18 protein-coding genes and 1 tRNA gene are annotated in these 24411 nt (G+C 34.4%); 9 read left to right on the top strand and 10 right to left on the bottom strand.

Annotated elements, in window-relative coordinates; genetic code table 11:
* Positions 1–9: 9 nt before the first annotated feature.
* Together rsmI and Q0893_RS01760 are read left to right on the top strand one after the other, a co-directional pair.
* Positions 10–681 carry a 16S rRNA (cytidine(1402)-2'-O)-methyltransferase gene (rsmI, locus tag Q0893_RS01765; protein WP_298901251.1) on the top strand — a complete coding sequence of 224 codons (672 nt, stop codon included), beginning with the start codon at positions 10–12 and terminating at the stop codon, positions 679–681.
* Positions 681–1250, top strand: a complete 570-nt coding sequence (locus Q0893_RS01760; protein ID WP_299272645.1) for a uracil-DNA glycosylase family protein — start codon at positions 681–683, stop codon at positions 1248–1250. The genes rsmI and Q0893_RS01760 overlap by 1 nt, the downstream gene beginning before the upstream one ends.
* A 72-nt stretch (positions 1251–1322) precedes the next feature.
* Here Q0893_RS01760 and Q0893_RS01755 read toward each other — a convergent pair whose 3' ends face one another.
* The 3 genes from Q0893_RS01755 to Q0893_RS01745 form a co-directional block, all read right to left on the bottom strand.
* Positions 1323–5897 carry a TonB-dependent receptor plug domain-containing protein gene (locus tag Q0893_RS01755; protein WP_299272085.1) on the bottom strand — a complete coding sequence of 1525 codons (4575 nt, stop codon included), beginning with the start codon at positions 5895–5897 and terminating at the stop codon, positions 1323–1325.
* Positions 5898–5902: 5 nt separating this feature from the next.
* Complete coding sequence (locus Q0893_RS01750; RefSeq protein ID WP_299272082.1) at positions 5903–8749, bottom strand: carboxypeptidase-like regulatory domain-containing protein; 2847 nt, start codon at positions 8747–8749, stop codon at positions 5903–5905.
* Between the two features lie 214 nt (positions 8750–8963).
* On the bottom strand, positions 8964–9566 hold the full coding sequence (locus Q0893_RS01745) for a carboxymuconolactone decarboxylase family protein (protein ID WP_298901254.1): 603 nt from the start codon (positions 9564–9566) through the stop codon (positions 8964–8966).
* 58 nt (positions 9567–9624) lie between these two features.
* On the opposite strand from Q0893_RS01745, the gene Q0893_RS01740 reads away from it, so the two are divergent.
* Genes Q0893_RS01740 through Q0893_RS01725 form a run of 4 tightly spaced genes read left to right on the top strand, consistent with a single transcriptional unit; the run spans position 9625 to position 14221 of the window.
* Complete coding sequence (locus Q0893_RS01740) at positions 9625–10047, top strand: OsmC family protein (protein ID WP_298901255.1); 423 nt, start codon at positions 9625–9627, stop codon at positions 10045–10047.
* Between the two features lie 22 nt (positions 10048–10069).
* Positions 10070–11758, top strand: coding sequence for a single-stranded-DNA-specific exonuclease RecJ (recJ, locus tag Q0893_RS01735; RefSeq protein WP_299272077.1), 1689 nt, complete (start codon positions 10070–10072; stop codon positions 11756–11758).
* Between the two features lie 29 nt (positions 11759–11787).
* On the top strand, positions 11788–12882 hold the full coding sequence (locus Q0893_RS01730) for an OmpA family protein (protein WP_299272074.1): 1095 nt from the start codon (positions 11788–11790) through the stop codon (positions 12880–12882).
* Between the two features lie 58 nt (positions 12883–12940).
* Positions 12941–14221, top strand: a complete 1281-nt coding sequence (locus Q0893_RS01725) for an MFS transporter (RefSeq protein WP_298901258.1) — start codon at positions 12941–12943, stop codon at positions 14219–14221.
* Here the strand turns inward: Q0893_RS01725 and Q0893_RS01720 are convergent.
* The 4 genes from Q0893_RS01720 to Q0893_RS01705 form a co-directional block, all read right to left on the bottom strand.
* Positions 14214–14972, bottom strand: a complete 759-nt coding sequence (locus tag Q0893_RS01720; protein ID WP_299272643.1) for a UDP-2,3-diacylglucosamine diphosphatase — start codon at positions 14970–14972, stop codon at positions 14214–14216. The two genes, Q0893_RS01725 and Q0893_RS01720, sit on opposite strands and share 8 nt — an antisense overlap.
* Before the next feature lie 10 nt (positions 14973–14982).
* Complete coding sequence (locus Q0893_RS01715) at positions 14983–15435, bottom strand: 6-carboxytetrahydropterin synthase (RefSeq protein ID WP_298901259.1); 453 nt, start codon at positions 15433–15435, stop codon at positions 14983–14985.
* A gap of 142 nt (positions 15436–15577) precedes the next feature.
* Positions 15578–16912, bottom strand: a complete 1335-nt coding sequence (locus tag Q0893_RS01710; RefSeq protein ID WP_298901260.1) for an MATE family efflux transporter — start codon at positions 16910–16912, stop codon at positions 15578–15580.
* The gene (locus Q0893_RS01705) at positions 16909–17409 is read right to left on the bottom strand and encodes a GNAT family N-acetyltransferase (RefSeq protein ID WP_298901261.1); all 501 of its coding nucleotides are present in this window, start codon (positions 17407–17409) and stop codon (positions 16909–16911) included. Before Q0893_RS01705 ends, Q0893_RS01710 begins: the two co-directional genes overlap by 4 nt.
* A 59-nt stretch (positions 17410–17468) precedes the next feature.
* Here Q0893_RS01705 and Q0893_RS01700 point away from each other — a divergent pair, with 59 nt between their 5' ends.
* Entirely contained in the window at positions 17469–18263 is a 795-nt protein-coding gene (locus Q0893_RS01700; RefSeq protein WP_298901262.1) for a universal stress protein, read from the top strand.
* A gap of 5 nt (positions 18264–18268) precedes the next feature.
* Positions 18269–18342: transfer RNA gene (locus Q0893_RS01695), tRNA-Ala, on the top strand.
* A gap of 83 nt (positions 18343–18425) precedes the next feature.
* On the opposite strand, the gene Q0893_RS01690 is transcribed toward Q0893_RS01695, so the two are convergent.
* The 3 genes from Q0893_RS01690 to Q0893_RS01680 are packed head-to-tail and all read right to left on the bottom strand — an operon-like array spanning position 18426 to position 22393.
* On the bottom strand, positions 18426–20930 hold the full coding sequence (locus tag Q0893_RS01690; RefSeq protein WP_299272066.1) for a TonB-dependent receptor: 2505 nt from the start codon (positions 20928–20930) through the stop codon (positions 18426–18428).
* Positions 20917–21819 carry a FecR family protein gene (locus Q0893_RS01685; RefSeq protein WP_299272063.1) on the bottom strand — a complete coding sequence of 301 codons (903 nt, stop codon included), beginning with the start codon at positions 21817–21819 and terminating at the stop codon, positions 20917–20919. Before Q0893_RS01685 ends, Q0893_RS01690 begins: the two co-directional genes overlap by 14 nt.
* Before the next feature lie 49 nt (positions 21820–21868).
* The gene (locus Q0893_RS01680) at positions 21869–22393 is read right to left on the bottom strand and encodes a sigma-70 family RNA polymerase sigma factor (RefSeq protein ID WP_298901265.1); all 525 of its coding nucleotides are present in this window, start codon (positions 22391–22393) and stop codon (positions 21869–21871) included.
* A gap of 152 nt (positions 22394–22545) precedes the next feature.
* On the opposite strand from Q0893_RS01680, the gene Q0893_RS01675 reads away from it, so the two are divergent.
* Positions 22546–24330 carry a hypothetical protein gene (locus Q0893_RS01675; RefSeq protein WP_299272060.1) on the top strand — a complete coding sequence of 595 codons (1785 nt, stop codon included), beginning with the start codon at positions 22546–22548 and terminating at the stop codon, positions 24328–24330.
* Positions 24331–24411 lie beyond the last annotated feature (81 nt).

Here is a 24411-nt window from a genome sequence, read left to right as displayed (position 1 = left end):
CTCTTACAAATGAGTAAACTCTATATTGTACCAACACCTATCGGAAATTTAAAAGACATGACCTTTAGAGCTGTTGAAGTTTTAAAGGAGGTCGATTTAATTTTAGCTGAAGACACACGAACTTCTGGAAAACTGCTGAAACATTTTGAAATTGGAACTCAAATGCAAAGCCATCATATGCACAACGAACATAGAATGGTAGAGCAATTGGTCCAAAAATTTAAAAGTGGTTTATCTATTGCGCTTATAAGCGATGCGGGCACACCTGCAATTTCAGATCCTGGGTTTTTATTAACAAGAGCTTGTATTGAAAATGGTATAGAAGTAGATTGTTTACCAGGAGCAACGGCCTTTGTGCCTGCGTTGGTAAATTCAGGATTACCAAATGACAAGTTTGTATTTGAAGGATTTCTACCTGTGAAAAAAGGACGTCAAACACGATTAAAATTATTGGCGGAGGAAACTCGGACTATAGTATTTTATGAGAGTCCACATAAGTTGATAAAAACCTTGGGCAATTTTTGTGAGTATTTTGGTGAAGACAGGCCAGTTTCAGTATCTAGAGAGTTAACAAAACTTTACGAAGAAACGATTAGAGGTACGGCAAAAGAAGTTTTAGACCATTATACTAATAAGCCTCCAAAAGGGGAAATAGTGATTGTAGTAGGAGGGAAAAAATGATGCAAGAATTACTTCATGACATAAGACAATGTAAAATTTGTGAAGCGCATTTACCGCTAGGACCAAGACCTATTGCTACAGGGCACCCAGACTCGAAAATTGTAATTATTGGTCAGGCGCCAGGAACGAAAGTTCATGCCTCTGGAATTCCTTGGGATGATGCTAGCGGAAGACAATTACGTAAATGGTTAAACGTTTCTGATGCCGATTTTTATGATGAAAGTAAATTTGCCATCATACCCATGGGTTTTTGTTATCCAGGTAAAGGAAAAAGTGGTGATTTGCCACCACGAACAGAATGTGCACCACAATGGCACCAACCTTTGTTTGATTATATGAAACATGTAGAATTGGTTGTTTTAATTGGGATGTATGCTCAAAAATATTATTTAAAAGATCGTGCTAAGCGTACCTTAACGGAAACGGTTGCCAATTACCAAGATTACTTACCTGAGTTTTTCACCTTACCACATCCTAGCCCTAGAAACCGATTTTGGCTGGCAAAGAACCCTTGGTTTGAAACCGATGTGTTGCCAGAGTTGAAGAAGAGGGTAAAACATATTCTATAGTTTAAATGTAAACAATAAGAAGCCCCTCCATTTCTGAAGAGGCCTCATTCAACAACTAAAATATGACAACCATCAATTCAAAATCTCAATTGTATTTCCTTCAATCCAAGTTTTGTATTCATCACCATAATATAAGTAGGTTGTGCTTGCAGGAGCCTGATAATCACCCGCGATATCTGCTTTGAGGTCTAGTCTTATGGTTTTTGTTTCGGAAGGCCTGAAGAACCTCCAGTAAAACACCAGATAGTTATCAAACACTTCATAATAGGCTACTTTTTCTTTTTCTAATAGTTCTTTCAATTGCCAAGGCTGGGCTGTAGTTCCTGATGGAATACCAATAATGGAGGTCACCATTCCTAAAGGCTCTTCTTTGATGTTAGATACATGTATCGTCATGCTCACATTGTCTCCAACTTTATATTTATTCTCAAGAAGTTTTGTCTCTAATTTTAGTGGACTTTCTGAAGACGAATCAGGAACATAACTGTCCCAATTTATAGTTAAACAGTATGGAAAAGTGACTTTATCATTTGCAAATTGTACCTGAATCTTTTGTTGCCCTTGTTTAAAATAGGTTGCTAAACTATCAATGACAATCTTTCCTTGATCGTTGATGCTCAATCGTCTTTTTAGAGACTGTCCGTTAATTGTTAATTCTACAGTATCATTACCTTTGATAATGAGTTGTTTTTGCATTTTAGTGTAATTAATCAACGCTTTTAATGCCATAGCTGTAGATTGTGTAGAACCAAATCTGTCGTGTTTTCTTAGACCTACTAAATACTCAATACCTTTAGAAATTAAGGTTTTGTCTGCGTGTGCTTCTCTCATTAAAGCCAACAAGGTAAAAGCGGTAGTTTCTATATGTTTTGCATTTCCGTAGGATCTTGTAATGGTATTTTCTACTGGTAAGCCTTTAAAATCGTTTTTAAAGATCTGATCTTTAAGTTTACTAATGAGTGTGCTTGCATTTTCTGGCTTATCAAGATTATAACTGGCTAAGGCCATCATGGCCATTTTATAGGCATCTTTACTTTTTAGAGCATCTTTATATGCCGCTTCGTATTCTAGGTTGAGGTCTACATCAATTCCTGCTTCACTAATCGCATAGACAATATAGGCATTGGCAACATCTGCTGGAGAGCTCGCAAAACTATCATAACCTTTAGTGCTTTTTTTGAAGCCACCTTTCCCATCTTTTCTGCTCATGAGCCATTGTACGGTTCTATCAATCATGGCTTGATCTACATTACCATAGACCTGTTTCATCTCGGTAAACTCTAAAATGCCGTAAGCTGTTAAGGTTTCATGAGGCGGTGTTTTTCCAAACCATTCAAAACCACCGTCTTTAGTTTCAAACCCTATAAGACGCTTATAACCTTTATCAATAAAGTCTAAAGCTTTAGCTTCTATTTCAGGATTGCTTTTACCAGATTCTTTAAGGTATTGAAGTACCATAATGTTTGGATATGTTGATGATGAGGTTTGCTCAAAACAACCATAAGGAGCTCGTATTAAGGATTCTATGCCATTCATTACGTCTCCAATGACATCAGTGTATATGTTGAAATTGGCGCTTAGACTTCCGTCAACAACACTATTAATGTCAAATTGGTAGACTCCAGATTTAGATCCAGAAATGGAGGTTTGTGTTGGGAAGTACGGACTTAAAACCGTGACGTTTCTTTTAACCACATCACTTAGTGTTTCTGAGTTTATACGAACTTCAAGTGTTGCGTTCTCCGCTTTTTCAATAGGAACAACACGAACATTTCTCAATACCGAACTGTTGGCATTAACAGTGACTTGACGATCATAATTTTCGGCAAACTTTAATTGTTTTGGTAGTATAATTTCTATGTCAGTCGTAATGTCTTTATCTGTTTTGTTTGTTATGGTTAATGGTAAAACCACATCATCTTTGAGTACCATATAGTTCGGTGATTTAAAATCGACATTCAATAATTTTTTTGTGGCATAAGTTTCTTCTTGCCTTCCAATCATACCATTAAAGCCAACACCTTCAGTAGTAATTTTGAAAGATGTGATGGCATCGTTATTGTAAAACTCAACCTCTGCTTGCCCATTTTCGTCTGTTTGTACAACAGGGTTCCAATAAATCGTTTGTCTAAAATCGGTTCTCTCGTTTATGGTGTTTCCACCTACATAAACAGGAACATAGAATTCCTTTGCTTGAGAGAGACGTGATGGTTTTGAGTTTTGAAAATAGGCAATACCGTAGTTATTGAACTTTGCATTATTTAGTTTTTTCTTCGAACTGTTATTAATGTAACCACCACTATTGGTTTGAATAACAATAACACCATTACTGCCTCTTGAACCATAAATTGCAGTAGCTCCAGCATCTTTTATTACGCTAATACTATGGAGGTCTGAAGGATTAAGGTTTCGAAAAACACTTTCATCTACAGGAACTCCATCAACTATAAACAAAGGTTCAATGTTTCCAGAGATACTTCCAACACCTCTCAATTGAACGGTTGAGTTTGCGCCTGGCGCACCATTGGATGTTGTGATGTTAATTCCGGCCACTTGCCCTTGTAATAATTGTACAACAGAAGATGCATTTGAAAGGCTTTCTTCTGCGACTACTACCACAGAAGCGGTTGTTGAGCTCTTACTTGTTGTTCGATATCCTACAATCACTACTTCATCAAGTTGACTAGAATCTTCTGTAAGTGCAATTTCTATTGCTTCTGCTTCTTTTAGAATTTTCTTTTTTAAAGGCTTTTCTTCTTTATCAAATGTTTTAATACGCTTAACATTTTCTTTGTGGGTAGCGTCTTTATGATGTTGATAGCGACCATTAATGAAGTTCGTTTTTTTGATAAATACAGATTTTCTATCATCTCTGTAAGCTAATAGCACAAGATGCTGACTATCTGTGAATTTAAAAGTAAACGTACCATCGTTTTCGGTGTCAAATGCATGTATTTTATGACCAAGTCTATCCATAAGAAGTAAATGGGCTGTTATTGGTTTTCCTTTTTTGTCTACAACGGTTCCAGATTGAATAGCATGTTGTTCTGGTAAAAACTCGGCATTTTCTAATGTCACTTTTGGATCCACAATATAGTTTCTCCAACCATGAGTAAGCATCAAATAATCTAACGCTTCGGCAGACTTTTCTTTTTTAGGATTGAGGTAAAAACTTGGCTTGTGGATTTTTCCTTTTAATTCTGAAGACACTAACAAGTACGATAGGATATGATCTTGCTTGTCGTCTGCAAACGATAGTAGCTTGTTGTCTGCAACGGCAATTGATAAATTAGACGGTAAGGGGAGGCCTTTGCCATCTGTGGTATTGATCTTTAGCTTTACTCTTTCACGAGTTTCGTAAACGGTTTTTTCTAAATCTATATCAACGTTTAACTGTTTATGTGGGTTTACAAACACCAAACGCTCAGCTACAATTTGATTGTTGTTATTTATGATACTGAATTTTGTAATTCCCATTGGAAAGTCTTCCGTATTTATACTAATAAAACTTTCCTTGTTAGATATTTTCTTCTGAAGTAATACTTTAGAAGCACTTGAAACCTCTAAACGCAATGATTTTTTTTCAGTAGAAAACAGAATGATTTTAGTCATGGACTCTTCAGTTTCTACCGAAAATCGTGTTCCTTCTTTTTGAACTTTTGGAAGTGCAATAGCACGCTCAGAAACAAAAGGTGTTTTAAGTTTTGCTGTATAAACTTCACCTTCTTTTGCATTGAGAATAAAACTTCCCATCCCATCATGAAAACTTGAAAACGTAGTGATTAAACGTCCATTGCTATCCAATATATCTCCTGAAACATCGACTGGTTTTGTGAATTCGTTAATGGCTTTAAATGCTATGGTGTTGTTGGTTCCAGCAATTATTTGGCCGCTTTCAGGAAACAACTGAAAATCAATATTATCTAATGCTACAGGAACACTTCTTGATATAGATTCTGTAGATCCTTTGTAAGGGATAAGGACGTTGAGAACTACATCGGTAGTGACCAAATCTTTTGGAAGTGTAAACGTCGGATTAATTTTTCCTTCGCTATCTGTCACAGCGTTTTGAGTGCTTATTTTTTGCCCTTTTACTGAGACTTCATACGTGATTTCTGTGTTGGCGAGCGGATTGTTTTTTAAGTCTTTAACTTCAAAATCGGCTATCACCTTGCTGTTTTTTCCGTAACCTTCTTTTTGAAATTCTAGTGTTAAAAGTAAGTTAGGTTTCACTACTTTTTGAACAGTAATCTGTTTCGTAAAAAAGGTGTTTTCACCAAAATTACGCATCCAATTCGTATAGACTTTTAAGGTATAAATACCTCCTACCCAATTGGTGTTAATGTCAAAATCACCATAAGCATACCCATCTTTAATTGATAATCTTAGAGATTTAACGACAGCGCCTTTAGGTGAAATAAGTTGTGCATGTGCAACATCACTAAGGTTAGAAACCGTATTGTTTTCGGTAACGATATAAGATTTAAACCACAGTGTTTCTCCGGGGAAATAAAATGGTCTATCAGTCTGTGTATATATTTTCTCAATTGGAGCTATTGTATTTTGATACGCCTTAACAGCCGTCAATGATGTCATGACAATAGCAGTTAAAAGAAAATAAACGCTTATTTTTTTTATAGTTTTCATAACGATTATATTTTAATGTTAAGCATAAAGCCAATCTCACTAGTTATTGGCATATTAAAGAAGTTTAATCCAAGACTAGAAGGTGTGTCATAAAGGCTGCGATAAGGAGAAGCACCATCAAACTTGGCCCATGTGATAAGGTTATTAGCGTATAAACTAAGCGTTAATTCTCTTATAAATGTAGAATGGTCGTTGTCAAATTCGAAGTTATAGGAGAGGTCGATTGATTTTAAATTAACATAGCTCCCATCTTGAATTGCGGCTTCGTCGACACCCGAAAACCCATAGCGTATAAATCTGTTTTGTGAAATATCATTTTGCGGATTATAAAAATCAACAGGAACTGTATTTTGTTGTCCTAGCTGATTTACACCTGAGAAAATAAAGTTGGTAATTGTTCTTTCATTGGCAGACTGTTGAGACCTCCCTAAATAATTGAGCACATTTTGAGTGCCATTCCACACGTCGCCTCCTTTTTGAATATCTAAAACAACTTTTAGTTCTAAATCTTTCCATACAAATGATTGTTTAATTCCAAAATTAAAATCAGGAATTGGATCACCAATAATTTGTGGTTGATTGGCCACTAAAGGGAATCCTTCGTTATCAATGATTATGTTGTTTTGATTATCTCTAGCATATGCCGATCCAACAATAACTCCGGCAGATTCTCCTACAATAAGATTTTTAGACACCGATGAAAATCCAGCAATTGGAACACGTTCTTCATCACTATTTATACTAGTAACTTTTGCGTTATTAGTAGAAAAAACAAAAGATGAATTGTAATCGAAATTGTCTGTTATTCTAAGTCTTGAATGAAGACTCATTTCTAATCCTTTGTTTGTTACATCTGCAATGTTCTTTAATGCGTAGTTGTTGTTCTCAAAAATTGGAAATACAGAACCTTTGGTTTGGGTATTGAAATAACCCAGATCAAAACGGAAATAATTATGGCTGAGGTAAAATTCGAAATCTACACCAAACTGATAACTTCTTTTTTCTTCTAAATCTATGGCATCACTCAAAAACAAATCATTATTAGCGGTGTAACTTAAACTTTGAGAGGGTAATAAGCCCAGACTGTTATGACTTTGATTGTTGTAAAATAATGACGCGTTATTAACGTCAAAAGACGTTAAGGCATAAATATTAAAGAAGGTAAAACCATAAATATCAAATATTCTTTCGATGTCTGCATTAAGTTGTAAAAATGGAAGTGCCCACTTGTTGTTTTGAACAGATGAGATATACGAATTATTTCCTACAGTAAACTCAACATCAGAATAGTTCAATCCGTAGGTGAATTTGTTTAAAATCTGCAATGTGTTTCTGTTCAAGCGATTATTGATGGTATTAATCGTTTGCGGGTTTTCAAAGCTAAACGGATTAAATCCAATACCTTCATGGAGGTTATATGTTAAGTCTTCAGAAGAAAAGTCGAGTTTAGAGATCACTTTAATTTCATTTTTGTGATCGTCGCTTTCGTATTCAAAATCAAGTATGGCGTTGAATACATTCTTCTCAATAGTTTTGTCACTAGAATACCCATCATCAAATCCAGCAGAATTAGTTACCAGCCCAAAATTTTGAGTATCTGTATTTTTGGTATAACTTAAACTGTTATGAATATTAATGGTTTCAGATAGTTCTATTCCATTTTTAAGATAAGCGACAAAGAATTTGTTTTTTTCGGCGTTGCGATTGTTGTCTAATAACCAATTAGGATTATTGAAGTTTGCATTAAAACGACGTTGCGTATTATTAGTTAAAACAGGGTTTTGAGTATTGCTAAAACTGGCTGGAGTTGCCCAAGCGTTTAATAGCGTGTTATTTAAAAATCCATTTATATTAGGTTGATTGTCTCTGTTTTTACCATATTTTAGATAGGCTTCCCATGACAGTTTTTTAGAGTTACGGTAGCTTTGATTAAAAGAAATTTTCATAAAATCGCTAACACTTCTTTCTCGATTGAAGACATCTTTAAACAGAGTATTTGAATAATTAAATTCAAGAATACTTCCATCTGTAGATGCGCTAAAAGAAAGGGTGTTATCTGTTTTGTATGTTGTTTGTAAAACAGCATTGTCATAGGGGTTAGATACCGTCCCATTACCACTACCAAGAGCAACTAATTGTCCGTTAACATCATAATCATAGGTGCTACCATCAAATTCTAGATTGCTCAATTTTGGACCATAGGAAAATGGATTTCCTGTTTCGGCACCTAAAAAAGCAAGCTCACCATTTAGAGAAGCACCTTGGGCATAAACAGATTGTAACTTAGGCAAGTTCTCATCTTTAAAAAATTGAGTTCCGAACTTACTATTGAATTTAATTTCAAAATAGATATCGGAATCAAAATAGGTTAGATCTACTTTGTTTTCCTTGACTTTAATGTCTTTGATCCGATTATATTGGTAATTATTTACTTTGTTGTAAGTTTTATTAGAAAGATCCAAACTAGGTACATTAAATGGAGTATTGCTAGTCGTTTTTATAGCATTCTTGTAGGCGTCATTTTCAATGGGTTTAATGGGAATTTCATCAACGAAGAAATCGTTAGACTCCAATCCTAACATGCTTGATGTGACCTTTACCTCTTTGGTTGTCATAGCGATGTACTTAAATACTAAAGTTTCTCCAACTCTGCATTTAATACTGTAATTCCCATCAAAGTCGGTTTGAACACCTCTATTAGTGCCTTTTACTATAACACTAACACCAGGAAGAGGAAGACCATCTATTTCAGAATTGATCGTACCACTCACAGTACCTTCTTGAGCAAAGAGGTTTGCCGAAACAAGTATGACTAGCCCTATGCATAGTTTTTTAAGTAATTGATTTTTCATAATATTGACGGTTTAATAGTTCAAATCTATTTCAGTATTAAAGATTTGGAAACTAGAAATGAGTGAAAGCTACGTTTCAATGAGTGAAGTATTCCAATAAAAAATCCTCTTCGGATAGAAGAGGATTTTTTATTTTGATGTTAAAAATGGCTAGGGATAACTTAAATACCCTTTACATTTTTGAAGATTTTTGGACGTATTATATGATCTTTATTTAATATTGAGAACCATTATGTTTACCACTTTCCCAGCCGTGTTTACCTAGGTATTGATCTCCGCTTTCTACCGCACCTTCTTCAATAGAGGTTCCCATAGAGTCATTCCATCTGTTGAGGTATCCAAATAGAGAAATCACACCAAGCATTTCAACGATTTCACCTTCATCCCAGTGCTCATACAAACGTTTTTTGATATCGGCATTTACGGCATTAGGTACAAGAGAAGCCGCTAAGCTAAAATCTAATGCAGCACGCTCAGCTTCCGAAAAAGCAGGATGCGTTCTATATTCCCAAATATTATCTAATTGTTCTTGCTCGGCACCATAACGCTCTGCAGCACGAATGGCATGAGCTTGGCAATAACGACAACCAGTAGAATTACTGCTTACCCAAGCAATCATACGTTTTAATGCAGAAGTCACACGACCTTCATTAGCCATGACTGCTTTATTTAAGTTAATAAAGGCCTTACTAATAGCTGGTCTACGTTGCATGGTTAATACAGAATTTGGGCAAAACCCAAGAGTCTCGTTAAAAAATTCTGCAAGTTGTTTTGTTTCTGGATCGTGTTCTGCTGATAAAGGTGTAACTAATGCCATATTTTTGTTTTTTTTAGTAGTATTTTTGAGTTAACAATAAACGAAAAATTCTTTAGATATGTCTCATAAAGTTGTCACACATTGGAAAGGAAACTTACAATTTGAATCCGATAATCCAAACGGAAAGTTAGTTACTATGGATACAACTCCAGAACACGGAGGTCATAATTCTGGGTTAGGACCTAAAGCCATGATGTTATCGTCCTTAGCAGGTTGTTCTGGTTTAGACGTGGTCTCTATTCTTAAAAAGATGAAAGTGCCTTTTTCAGATTTTAGAATTGATACTTATGGAGAACTTACCGAAGAACACCCTAAATATTATCATACAGTAACTGTTGAATACCATTTGTATGGTGAAAACCTCGATGAAGCTAAGATTAAAAAAGCAGTAGACCTTTCTATCGAAAAATACTGCGGTGTTATGGAGATGTTTCGAAAATTCTCGGAAGTAAAAACGTCTATTCATTATCACAACGTATAGCGAAAATTTTCTATATTAGCATATGCGTTGGACTCTAAAACCAAAACAAGATCCGATTACTGTTGACACTTTGAAAAAAGCGTTGCAGGTTGATGCGTCAATAGCTACGCTTTTAGTGCAGAGAGGTATAGAGACTTACGAAGAAGCCAGGACATTTTTTCGCCCAAGTTTAGATGATTTACACGATCCATTTCTTATGAAAGATATGGACAAAGCCGTTGCTCGTATTGAAGCTGCACTTCTTCAAGGCGAGAATATTTTGGTTTATGGCGATTATGATGTTGATGGAACAACATCTGTGGCCTTACTATCATCCTATTTAGAAACGAAATCGGATCAAATTGCCACATACATACCAGATCGCTATGATGAAGGTTACGGCATCTCTTACAAAGGAATTGACTTTGCTCATGACAATGGGTTTTCGCTCATCGTTGCGCTAGATTGTGGTGTAAAAGCTATTGACAAAGTCGACTATGCTTCTGAAAAAGGAATTGATTTCATTATATGCGACCATCATAGACCAGGTGAGGTATTGCCAAAAGCTGTGGCTGTTTTAGACCCAAAGCGGAACGATTGTGAGTATCCTTTTAAGGAGTTATGTGGTTGCGGTGTTGGATTTAAATTAATACAGGCTTTAGCTTCAAAAGAGGGTAAAACTGTAGAGGAACTTTCGGAATACTTAGATTTAGTTGCTACTGCTATTGGCGCTGATATTGTTCCTATTGTTGGAGAAAACAGGGCCTTAGCTTATTTTGGATTACAAGTTATTAATTCGCAACCAAGACCGGGAATTCAAGCCATTATTGAGCAGGTTCAAAAAGATAAACTTACAATTACAGATGTCGTATTTATTGTTGCGCCTCGTATTAATGCGGCAGGGCGAATGAAACATGGTAACTACGCCGTAACCTTATTAACTGAAACTGATGCAGTTCTTGCAAAAGCATACGCTCAAGAGATTAACGCTTTTAATCAAGATAGACGAGAAGCGGATAAGCGTATTACTGAAGAAGCGCTACATCAAATTACTGAACTAAATGAAGAAAACCGACTAACAACGGTTGTTTATGACGAATCATGGCATAAAGGGGTTATTGGTATTGTGGCGTCCAGACTCACCGAAACCTATTATAGACCAACATTAGTTTTTACTAAAAGCGGAGATAAACTTGCAGCTTCAGCAAGATCGGTTTCTGGTTTTGACGTTTATAATGCGTTACAGGCATGCAGTGAACATTTAGAACAATTTGGAGGTCATAAATATGCCGCAGGTTTAACACTTAAGGAGGAGAATTATGATGCCTTTAAACAAGCATTTGAAGATGAGGTTTCTAAAACAATTGACAGAAATTTACTCACACCAGAAATAAAGATAGACATGCGTCTTGACCTGCGTCAGGTAGATCAAAAATTTTGGCGAATCATTAGTCAATTTGCACCATTTGGACCAGAAAATAGAACGCCTATTTTTATGACTGAGAACCTTAAAGACACAGGATATGGAAGGTGTGTTGGAGGTGATGATAAGCACTTACGACTAACGGCAACGCAAGATGGTTATAACATTGTTGGTATTGGATTTAACTTAGGTGATAAAATAGACATCATTAAAAACCGAAAGCCATTTAACGCAGTATATTCTATTGACGAAAACCATTGGCAAGGTCAAGTAAGTTTACAATTAAAACTACGAGACATTAAGTCATAATATTTCTTTTTGGTTTTCGTTACTCCATTATGAAACACATTACAACTATTATTTCCTGCTTAATTTGCAATATTATATTGGCGCAAAATTTAGTTGTTAACCCAAGTTTTGAGACGTATAAGTATTGTCCAGAATTTATAAGTAATTTCAATAAAAACGTGACCTCATGGTCAACACCTACTTTTGCCACTACTGACTATTTCAATACGTGTGCTGAACGCATGAAAAGTATTAATCATGCAGGAAACCAGAAAGCCAAGACAGGAAATGGCTATGTTGGAATATATACGTTTTCTGATAAAAATTATCGCGAATATATTCAAGGTGAATTACGCCAAAAACTGGAGGAAGGAATAACTTACAAGTTGTCTTTTTATGTGAGTTTAGCGGAGTATTCTACGCATGCTATAAGTCATATAGATGTTTTGTTTATGCCAATTCCATTACAAAATACAAATTCGAATCAAATCAATATAAAACGTTTATCTAAACAAGCTGTTGCATCAAATTTTTTAGAAATACCTCATGACGATTTCTATGCTGATACGGTGAATTGGATTAAGATAGATGTAGAGTATACGGCTTTAGGGTTTGAAAAATATTTTACCATTGGAAATTTTAGCTCTAATCGCAAAACGAAAAAACAGAATGTATTGTCTTCAACAGGTAAGCAATTTTCGTATTATTATATTGATGATGTGAGCGTTAAACCGATTGCTAAAAACGAAACTCAATTATCTACTGAAAAAGAACAGGAGAGTTTTGAAAATGAAACAATTTATACCTTTAAGAATGTCCTTTTCGAATTTGATAAGGCCAAATTACTGGATACTTCTAAAATTGAACTGAATAGCTTATATACATACCTATTTACGAACCCTGATTTGAATGTTGAAATTTATGGACATACTGATAATACAGGGACGGAAGTAAGAAATCTTGAATTGTCTCAACAAAGAGCTCAGGCGGTTTCTAAATATTTAATGTCATTAGGGATTCCTAATGAAAGAATTCAATTTTTTGGTTATGCTAGTTCTAAACCAATTGCAACCAATACAACAGCAGAAGGACGTGAACTTAATAGGCGTGTTGAATTTAAATTGATTAAGAAAATCAAAGATTAATACTTTGCTTTCGTTTATTTTTGTGGTAAATATTAGACATAATCACAAATTTATCTAATTGGCTAAAAACGATCCATACGCAGCATTACGGTTTAGAGAATTCAACATTTTTTTGATTCTTCGTTTTGCATTAGTTTTTGGTTGGTCTATGCAATTTGTAGTCATAGAATGGCAGGTCTATGCACTAACCGAAGACCCATTGTCATTGGGGATTATTGGTCTTTGCGAATTTTTACCAGCTTTTTTTCTTGCTCCTTTTGCAGGCCATATCGTCGATAAGAAAGAAAAACGAAATTTATTTGCACTTTGTATTTCATTGTTTTCTTTAATAAGTTTTGGATTGTTTTGGTTAACATCGAACACGGTTGAGTCTTCGTGGGAAACAAGTACTATTTTATATGGGATTTATGGGTTAGTTTTTTTTGGCGGTGTATTGAGGGCATTTTTTGGTCCTACGATATTTTCGCTAATAGCATTACTCGTTCCAAAGAAAGCATATCCTAATGCAGCAACATGGAGTAGTAGTACATGGAAAGGTGCAAATGTATTTGGAGCTTTATGCGGTGGGTTTTTAATAGCTTGGATAGGTGTAAATCAGACCTTAGGGATCGTATTTCTACTAGTAATGGTTGCCCTGGTATTGGTATTACAAATAGCTAAAAAACCAATTTTAAATAAAGGAAATAATGAATCAATAAAAGAAAGCTTAAAGGCCGGACTTAGCTTTGTGTTTAACGACAAGGTTATTTTAGGCGCTTTAACTTTAGATATGATGGCTGTCTTGTTTGGTGGCGCTGTGGCAATTTTTGCTGTATTTGCAAAAGATATTTTAGACGCTGGACCAAAAGGGTTCGGTATATTAAATGCAGCGCTTTCATCAGGTAGTATTATAACCATGTTAGCAACAACCTATATACCTATTACAAAAAATACAGGGAAGAAGTTACTCATTTCTGTGTTCGGATTTGGGTTTTGTATGATCATTTTTGGAGCATCTAAACTTATGTGGCTGAGTGTTTTAGCATTGTTTTTCTCAGGTGTTTTTGATGGTATTTCTATGGTTGTACGTCAAACCATACTTCAGCTTAAAACTCCAGATAATATGAGAGGTCGTGTTGGTGCGGTAAATTCTATGTTTGTAGGATCTTCTAATGAGCTGGGAGCTCTAGAGAGCGGTATTGCTGCCAGGATTTTTGGTGCGCCTTTAGCTGTTATGTTAGGCGGAACAGTAACCTTAATTGTTGTGGCGGTAATGGGAGTTAAAAATAAACCGTTACGTGATCTCGATTTAACAAAAGATATTGAAGCTCACGAAGCAGAGACCGATGAGACTACTTAAATGTTTTCAATTCCATTTGATTGCCATCAAAAACGCCATAGGTATAATAGGTTATCCAATCTCCTAGATTGATGTATTTTGATTGTTCATTGAGTTGAATATCTAAAGGCAAATGTCTGTGTCCGAATACAAAGAAGTCTCTATGTTCTGTTTCTAATTTTCGTTTACAATATTGTACTAGCCATTCTTTATCGTTCCCTAAAAATTTAGCATCGTCATCTCCAGATATCATTTTGTTTTTAACAGACATATAATGCCCAATGCGCATACCAAAATCGGGATGTAATAGACGTCTAAATAGCCATTTACAAATTGGATTTGTAAATACTTTTTTCATGCGTTTATAACCCTTATCTCCTGGGCCTAATCCATCACCATGACCAATAAAAAAACGCATATCATTAAAAATGAATTCTTTGGGTTTATGAAATACAGGAATATTAAGTTCTTCTTCAAAATATCCATTCATCCATAAGTCGTGATTACCAACAAAGTAGTAAATAGGAATTCCAGAGTCACTAATTTCAGCAAGTTTCCCTAAAGTTCTTGTAAATCCTTTTGGAACAACACGTCTGTACTCCATCCAAAAATCGAATAAATCACCAAGTAAAAAGATGGCTGCAGCGTCTTTTTTTATTTCATCAAGCCATGCTACAAATTTCTTTTCGCGAGGTAGGGAGGCTTCTTTTGTTGGTGCCCCCAAATGATTATCTGACGAAAAGTAAATTTTCTTGCCCTCTGGGATTTTTATGTGAGTTGGCTTAGTCATTATCAGAAGCGAACCACTGTGCGTATGAGGTTGCCGTTTCTTGGAGTTTTAATGAGTGTAGTTTGATGGTATTAGGTAAACGTTGTTTTATCTTTTCAGCAAAATCAATAACCATCATTTCACTTGTAGGTTGGTAATTAACCAATAATACATTATGGCCTCGATCTTCAAGTTCTTTAGCTAACTCAACATGTGGTGTATTCTTATTAAACACTGTCGCATGATCAAACACATCTACGATTTCTTCTTTAACAATCTTCTTGAGATCACTAAAATCAATAACCATCCCATATTTTACGTTGGTATTGTCTGAAATAGGCTTCCCAATAACCGTTACATCTAATCGATAGCTATGACCATGAACGTTTTTACACTTTCCGTCGTATCCATAAAGGGCATGACCAGTTTCAAAAGAAAATTGTTTTGTAATGCGAATGTTACTCATTATCGTTTTTTATTACGGTTGTAGAAATAAACAATAACTAAAACGATTCCTAAAATAAGAAATAAACCGTTTCCACTTATAAATGACATGATATCCATAGCGTTGTTTTTAGGCTTGCTTTAAAGCGTATTATTGGCCAAAGTTACGTCTTTTGTGAAAGTGATAAAAATAGTTGTCTGAATTTTATGATTAGCGGAATACCTCTTGCAATAATCCATAAGGTTAATGCAATAAAAACAGCGTATAACTTAAGGTCAAAGCTATCTAGTAAAAATAAAAGTGGAATAAAGACTAAACCAGTTGACAAAAGGAGTAGGTTTCTAAGAAATTTCATTTTCCCCATGCCTTTAAATATCCCATCAAAAATAAAGGCTAATGCACAAAAAGGTTGCATTGCCAAAACAATCCAATAGACGTTATAAAACTCATTGAGTACGGTTTGGTCTTTCGTGAAAATAGAACCAACAACATTATAAGTTATAAATCCAATGACGGCTAAAATAATTCCAATACCAATGCCACATTTTATCAAAAACCGACTTAATTCCACCAATTTTTTATAGTCTTTTGCTCCTAATAATTTCCCAGACAGAATGTTTCCGGCACTGGCATAACCATCAATAATGAAAGCTCCTAAAAACCAAAGATTTATAGCAATGGTATAGGCTGCAATGTATTGTGTTCCATATAATGTGGCGAAACTTGTTGCAAAATATAAGGTGGCATTTAAGGCTAGGGTTCTTACAAATAGATTCAAAACCATAACCGTAAATGTTTTAATTTCTTTATTAAACGGAAATGTAACACGCAACGAAATATCGGTCTTTTTTAGTAAAAAATAGGCTGAGCATAAGGCCATAATAATTTGAGCAATTACACTGGCGTATGCGGCTCCTTTGATATGCATAGGGCTTATAAGTCCTTCTATACCATAAACAAAAGCAAAGTCCAATACAATATTAACGACGGTTCCAACAATAGCAATAATCATTGGAATGTAGGTGTTTTGAAGCCCTCTAAATGTGCCAAAAACAGCAATAGTAAAGAGTGTAAATGGAAAGCCAAAAACGCGAATATTGTAATACTCAACACTGTAATCTAATATTTGACCAGAGGCATTATAGAAATTAAATATTTGAGAAGAGAATGGTAATGTGATGGCTATAATTATGAGGCTAATTGATGTGATAATAAAAATAGCCTGAGCAGGAAGATTTTTAACTGCATCTAACTGATTAGCGCCTAAATGTTGGGATACAATAGATGAAATAGCACTTCGTGTTTGACCAAATACCCAAATAAGCATAGAGATAAAGGTCCCAACAATTCCAACAGCGGCTAAGGCTTCGGCGGCATTATGATCTACGTTACCAATTATAGCAGTATCTGTAAGTGACAAGATAGGTTCGGCTACTCCAGATATTAATGCCGGAATGGCTAATTTATTGATGTTTTTTAATGTAATGTCTGTTTTCAAAAAATACGCTCGTAACAATAAAAAGGAAACTCACTTTGCTTAGGAAAATAAATATTACCCAAGCGCTGATAGCCACGAAGTTCGTAAAATTTTTGGTTTCTTTTGTTCTCAGAGAAGGTGTCTAATCGAATAGAGGTATAGTTGTTTTCTATAGCGTGTGCTTCTGCAAAATTCATAAGTTGACGCGCATAACCTTGACCTTGATACTTTGGATGAATGGCTAACCGATGAATGTAGATATTGTTTTCATTTGGAGTCAACCATGTCACAGGCATATACTCCTCGTCCATTAAGGTTGAGATTACTATACAGCCTTTAATACTGTTTTCAACATCTAGCACATATAATTCATCGCGCTCTACATCATTTTGAAAAGCAGATGGGTTTGGATAATGTTCGTTCCACTGAAATATTTGTTGATCGATCATATGTTTAGCACATGCCTTTGTGATGCTTATGATAGCATCTATATCCTTTAGAGTTGCTTTACGTATCATATTAATAGTTACCTTTGCAAAAATTTATTTTAAACAAAGTTACTTTTAAATATTTGATTATGAAGTCTATTCTTGTTCCTGTTGGTTCCTCTAAAAATGCTGAAAGCCATTTACAGTATGCTGTTGATTTTGCTAGAGCATTTGGTGCCAAATTATATGTTGTACAGATTTATAATGTTTATACAAAAGCAGGCACTATGATAAAGATTGATCACATATTGGAGCGCGAAAGTGTTACTTTTTTAAATAGTCATGTGTCTAAAATTGATACCAAAGGAGTAGACGTTGTTGTTAAAACATTTAAAGGAAAACTGGTAGATACGATAGAGTTGGCATGTGAAGCTCTAAATGTAGACCTCATTTTATTAGAGCCTCGAACGAACTCAATTAAAGATGAGGTATACTTAGGCAAAACTTCAGGGAAAATTGTTAAGCAAACGAATATTCCGGCATTAATTGTTCCAGAGGGTTATGTTTACAAACCGATTGTAAAGATTTTATTAGCCGTTAAATCTGCTATCATTAGAAAAGAAGATGCTTTAGATCCTTTAAAAGCAATAAAGAACCAGTTTAAAGCTGTAGTGAATTTACTTCTGGTAAAAACGCCATTTTTCAATGAAGGCGACTTAGATGTTAATGATGATTTAGCGAGTTTAATTACAAATACTACAGTAAGTGAAAACGCCACAACACATCAAGGTGTTTTAGAACATTATACCAATAATAACCCTGATTTATTATGTGTTGTAAGACGTAAGCGTGGGTTTTTTGTGAAAAAATGGGAAAAGAGTACCATTTTAAAGAAAGACTTTAGTAGTGCTTTGCCTGTATTGGTTTTAAGAGGTTTGAAATAAAAATTGGGGCATTAGCTCATTTGGCTAGAGCGCTACGCTGGCAGCGTAGAGGCGATCGGTTCGAATCCGATATGCTCCACACTGAATAACAGGGCTTCACAGTGATGTGAGGCTTTTTTATATGATATGGAAATGTGTTTTAATATGGAAGCGCTTATTCAATTAAAAATAGATACGTGCTACGGCATTTGTAGTAAGCCCTAAGGAAAACCTAGAGAATTTATTGACTTCAGTATTTACATTGACTCTATAATAGTTGTTAATGGCATTTTCTCTATTTGATATATTCCAGATGGATGCACCTATTTCTGATCTAACAGAATTACTTAATTTGAACTTGTAAATGACTGAAGCATCAATTCTTAAATAGTCTGATAATCGTTCATTATTTCCTTGATCAAAATTTACATTATCTTCAACTATTTCATTTCCGTTTAAAGGTATAGACGTAGGTTTTCCTGTTCTGTAGTTTACTCCTGCTGAAATATTCCAAGATTTGTTACTAAAGGTTGTTCCTAGAGCAACCGAATGCGTTATATCAAAATTACTGGGGAATTCAATATCTTCAAGTGTTTCAAAAGTGTAAGTATTGTTCATGTATGAATAACTTAACCAAGTATTGAAATTGCTGAATTTCTTTCTGCATAAAAACTCAAAACCATAGACATCATAACTGCCTTTTTGCTTCGCGAATTCATATTTAGTAGTAAAACTTTGACTTTGGGAAGTTATGCCATCTACTATTTTATAATAAGCCTTAGCATCTAATAACCAACCATTATTTTTGTATGTTATTCCAAATGAAACTTGCTTACTTTGAATGATTGGGATGCTATCGTTGTCAGTTAATTGCCAACGCCTTTTCTCAATACCTAAAAAGTCATTCTGAAAATTAACGATTTGTGATGTACTTTGATGTTTAAATTCGCCTTGTGCTTCAATTTCAATATGCTCTCCAATAGATTTTCTTAAGCTTAATCTTGGTTCAAGAATTAACTCTTCAAATCGTGTTAAATAATTTACTCTAAGTCCGCCTCTAACGGAAAAGTCTTTATTTGGGTTTTTGTACCAAGCTTGACCAAAAGCACTATGCTCTCTTAATATTTCTTCGTCTCGTCTCACAAATCGAGGTAAGTCAATATCATTTAAGTTTATGACCTCTGTTTCTGTAAATTGATAACCAAGATTAAAGCGCCATTGATTTTGTTCATACAGGTTGTTTAACAAGACACTTGTTTCAGAAACAATATTCTCCTGTAGCTGTAGCTGATTGCTCAATACATCAGCGTTAAGAGCTTCAAGTTTATATTCGCTATCATAAATATTGATTGTTGATGACAGTCTCTCACTCCATCGTCTTTTGTAATTTAGCCCTACTGCTAGACTGTTTTGCGTAATATTACTACCTCTGGTTCTTAATACGCCATCAATATCAGCCGTTTCATTGAAGCCTAAATCGTTATTAATTAGTATGAAATTTAGTCTTATAAAATCTCTACTCGTAGGCTGATATAACCATCGCAGCGCTGTATCGTAAAAGTCGAATTCCTGATTAGAATTAGTAACATTTGCAACATTACTTTCTGCTTCTGTGCCCTGAGTCACTCTATCGAAATAAACATCGTAAGTTGGTGTTCTTACAAAATCGTTCAAAGACTTTCTGGATGCAATCTGAAGTGACGACTTATTGCCTGTTGGAATATTCGAAAATAATTCTGCATTTAAAAAATTAAGACCAAAAACACCTTTGAATTTAGAATCAATTTGCTTATCTGTTTGCATTTGAATCGTACCAGAAACTCCATCTGTCAATGCTACGTCTGAGCCATTATTAATAACGTTTGCAGTTTGAGTCATAAGCGGATTAAAACTCGAGATGAGACCAAAAAAATGTCCCGTTTGATACATTTTGATATCATCCCAAAGCATCAAATTTTGGTCATTAGAACCACCTCGGATATTTATATTAGAAACAGTTTCATCAACACTCAAGATGCTTGGTAATGCCTGAACAGTTTGTAAGACATCTGATTCAATTAAACCAGGTAAAAGACTAAATCGTTTATAGTCTATTGAGGTTGTCCAATTGTGTCTTTTATCAATACCTTTAACGAGATACGCTTCAATGAGAACTGGGGAAATTAACTCTTGCTGAATAAGCATTACTATTATTCCACAACCCTCTAAGTCAAAATATTTCACTTGACGCTCAATGGTTTTCAATCCAATATGTCTTATGATTACTAGTTCATTTTGGGATCTTATTTCAATTTCAAAATAGCCATTTTCATCGGTTACTGAATGAGCAAATTTACCTGTAATAGTAGCGCCCATAAGAGGTTTTTTTAATTCTGAATCTTTGATATAACCACACAATCGTATTGACTTAGAAATAGTATAAACTAAATCACTAACTCTCTCAAAAATTAGATTGGTTTGTTTTTCGAGATTTTTAAGTTTTGAATTTAAACTTAAATCCTGTGATATAGGGGTTACAATGATGCTTTTTAAAAGATTACTTTCATAATTAAAGGTAATAGAATGCACTTTTGTAATTTGCTCAAGTACTTCAGATACTGGAACTTTTTGCTCTGAATTTTGTCCGTGCGACTTAAATAATTGAAAAAAGCACAGAAATAGAAATATGTAAAACCTAGTTCTGTTCATTCCTTATAATGACCTCGTTAGTATTCTGAATTTCATAGGTCAAATTAAGGGGGTTCGTTATAGACTTTAAAGCATTTTCAAGATTGTCATGTTCAAAAGCACCTATGAATTGAATACTCAAATCAGATGAATATTGTACCTTAATATTGTATTGCTTTTCTAGCTCGTCAATAACTTCCTCAAAAGAAGCGTTTTCAAATACACTCATATTTTTAAGCCAGTAAGGCTCTGCTACGACAATATTCGATTTTATACTATGTCCTGATGATAGAACAAATTCAGTACCAGCAGGTAGCTTTATAATATCATTATTATATGTGACTTGAACTAAGCCTTCATAACAAGAGACTTTAAAAATGCTATCCCTAGATAATACATTAAATTCTGTACCAAGAACACTGACTTTCCCAAATTTTGTATTTACATCAAAGCGTTTTCCTTTTTCAACATCAAAAAAGGCTTCTCCAAAAAGGTCTAATGACCTATTCTTATCCCAATTAGAATTAGAGTATTCTAGACCAGATAATTGGTTAAGATTCACAATTGAATTATCAGGTAAAGTGATAGTTTGGTTTTGAGCTAAATTGGTCTTAAAAGAGCTTATTTGATCTTTGTTTAACAACGTAAACAATGCAAACCCAACAACAAGAGTAGCAGCAATACTAGAAGCAACTTTTAGCCAATTATTAGAAGTATTTTTTTGAGAAGCTAACTTTTTGTCTAACATATCAAAGGATTCGACTTTAGCATTTAAATAACCACTAAACTGTTGTGCGCTGTCAATAATTTCTTTATAGAACGTTGCATTTTCCAAAGCATTGAAAGACTCTGCCTCTAAAAGAGACAAATCATCATTCAACCATTTTTTTACTAAATACTCTTCGTTCATAAAATAGGGTTATATTCTTAAAACAATTTAAATTATAATTGTCCCAGAATTATTTTCGCTTGAGCTCTTCAAGCTCATTTTTTAATTTGTTAAAAGCCGCATAAATTCTGTGCTCAGCGACTTTTTTGGTGATTCCTAAAATTTCTGCAACTTCTTTATGAGTTTTACCATCTACCTTGTTCAGTAAGAATGCAACTCTTTCTTCTTCCTTTAACTGTGATAATACACGTTCAAATCGGGTTAGAAATTCTTTTTTGCGTAGAATAAATTCTGGAGATTCGTTTGTGTAATCCTTTGGTTTTACTTGTTGATGTTTTAAAACAACCTTTTGGTGCTTGACCTCGTTGAGCATCATATTATTTGCTGTGGTGTATAAATATGATTTAGCAGTTTCTGGCTTGATTTTAGCACAATTTTTCCAGAGTTTAATAAATGCTTCTTGAACTTTGTCTGCTGGATTTAATAATTGACCATATTTATATAAAAGAATATTGCTCAATGATTGAGCATACTTCTCGTAAAGTTTTGAGAAGCGAGTCTTATCACATATATCTTGATGTAATGATTTTGACAAGGATTCAGTTTTTCAATTTCTATATAGAAAGATAAATAAAAAAAATTCATCTTTTCTTGGGACAATTTTTTAATGGGTTGTTTTAAGAATAAAGAGGTTATTTAAAAACTAATTGATTAACGAACTTAAGATTTAATAAAATCCATTCCATTATGAAAACATTGAAACCAATTTTACTACTAGTTATAGGTTTTTTATTCACTATGACATCTTGTAGAACCGAAGACGATTTAGCAATCGACCCGCCTGTTGAAGACACTATTGAAGCGAATTCAACAATTGCTAACCTTATGAGTAACGTTGCATCCAATGATGGTTCTGACGATAACATTATAGATAATGCCAATTGTTTAAGCGTGCAGTTACCCGTTACCGTAACAGTTAATGGTATCGAGATTACCATTAATGATGATGATGGTTATCAGGATATTGAAGATATTATCGACTTATTTGACGACGATGTAGATTCTGTTGTGATTTCATATCCAATAACAGTTATACTAACTGATTTTTCCACTGTTACAGTCAACTCAGATTCTGAATTAGCAATACTAGTAGCAGATTGCAATGGCGAAAACGAAGATGATGACGATATAGAATGTATAGACTTTCAGTATCCAATTACGGCATCTATATATGATGAAAACAACGATTTAATCAATTCTATAACAATCAATAATGATAATGATATGTATGATTTTATTGATGATTTAGACGAATTTGCAGCGGTAACAATTAACTTCCCGATTATAGTGATTTTTATAGATGGAACTACGCAGACTATAAATAACATACAAGAATTAGAGGGTGTCATTGAGATGGCAGATGATAGCTGTGATGAAGATGATGATAATGATTTTGATGATGATGATTGTGATAACTGTACGACCAATGACCTAGAAACTGTTTTTGCGGATTGTTCTGAATGGACTGTTGATAAATTAGAACGCAATGACGATGACCTTGAGGACAATTATGTAGGATATGTATTTGAATTTAATAGTGATGGAACAATTTTAGTGACTCAAGGAACTAACTCTTTTAATGGAACTTGGGAAGCTTCAGGTACAGGTAATAATATTTCCGTCGTTATAAATGTTACAGGATTGCCTGATTTTAATGATACATGGAATTTACATGAAATTGAACAAGATGATGACGAAGTAGATGTAGACCTAAGATTAGGTGATGATAGATTACGCTTTGAAAGTGATTGTCAGTCTAATGGGTCTATCAATGACACGGCTTTAGTTAACGCCCTTATAAATGGAGATTGGTATATAACTTATTTCTTTGATGATACTGACGAAACATCAGATTTTTCAGATTACGTATTTAATTTTTCATCTGATAATACTGCAACAGCGACAGATACAAGTGGATCTACTAATGGTTCATGGTCAACAACATCGGGAGATGATACCGAGCTTGGATTAAACCTAAACTTTGGAACTGGTATTCCCTTAGATGAATTAGCTGACGATTGGGATGTTCTTGAAGTAACTAATGATATAATTAGGCTAAAAGATGTTAGTGGTGGAGATGGTTCGGAAGATTTTTTAACCTTTGAAAGAAACCCATTCGACGGAGGCAATGGTAATGATGATTTGGAAGCAATACTAACAGACGGGTTATGGATAGTTGCATCTTATACTGAAGATGCTGATGACCAAACCTCTAACTATTCAGGTTACGAATTAGATTTTAATATGGATGGTTCTGTATCAGCATCAAACGGTTCTAATACAAATAATGGAACTTGGTCTGTATTTAGCTCAGGAAATCAAATGGCTTTAGATTTTGTAACAGATATACCTTTTGAAGAATTTAATGATGATGACTGGGATGTTATTTCTGTTTCAAGTACTGAAGTGGTTATCCAAGATGTGAGCGGCGGCGGCGGTGGAACAGATACTTTAACTCTTCAAAAACTATAGTTTATAAACGTGTTAAAAAGGTGAAATATGATATAATTAAAAGCCCAAAACTTTCGTTTTGGGCTTAATTTTGAACTAAAC

Source organism: uncultured Psychroserpens sp. (assembly GCF_947494225.1).
In the GTDB taxonomy this organism is placed as follows: domain Bacteria; phylum Bacteroidota; class Bacteroidia; order Flavobacteriales; family Flavobacteriaceae; genus Psychroserpens.
Note: the sequence above shows the minus strand (reverse complement) of the source record. Positions and strands in the feature narration are given on the sequence as shown.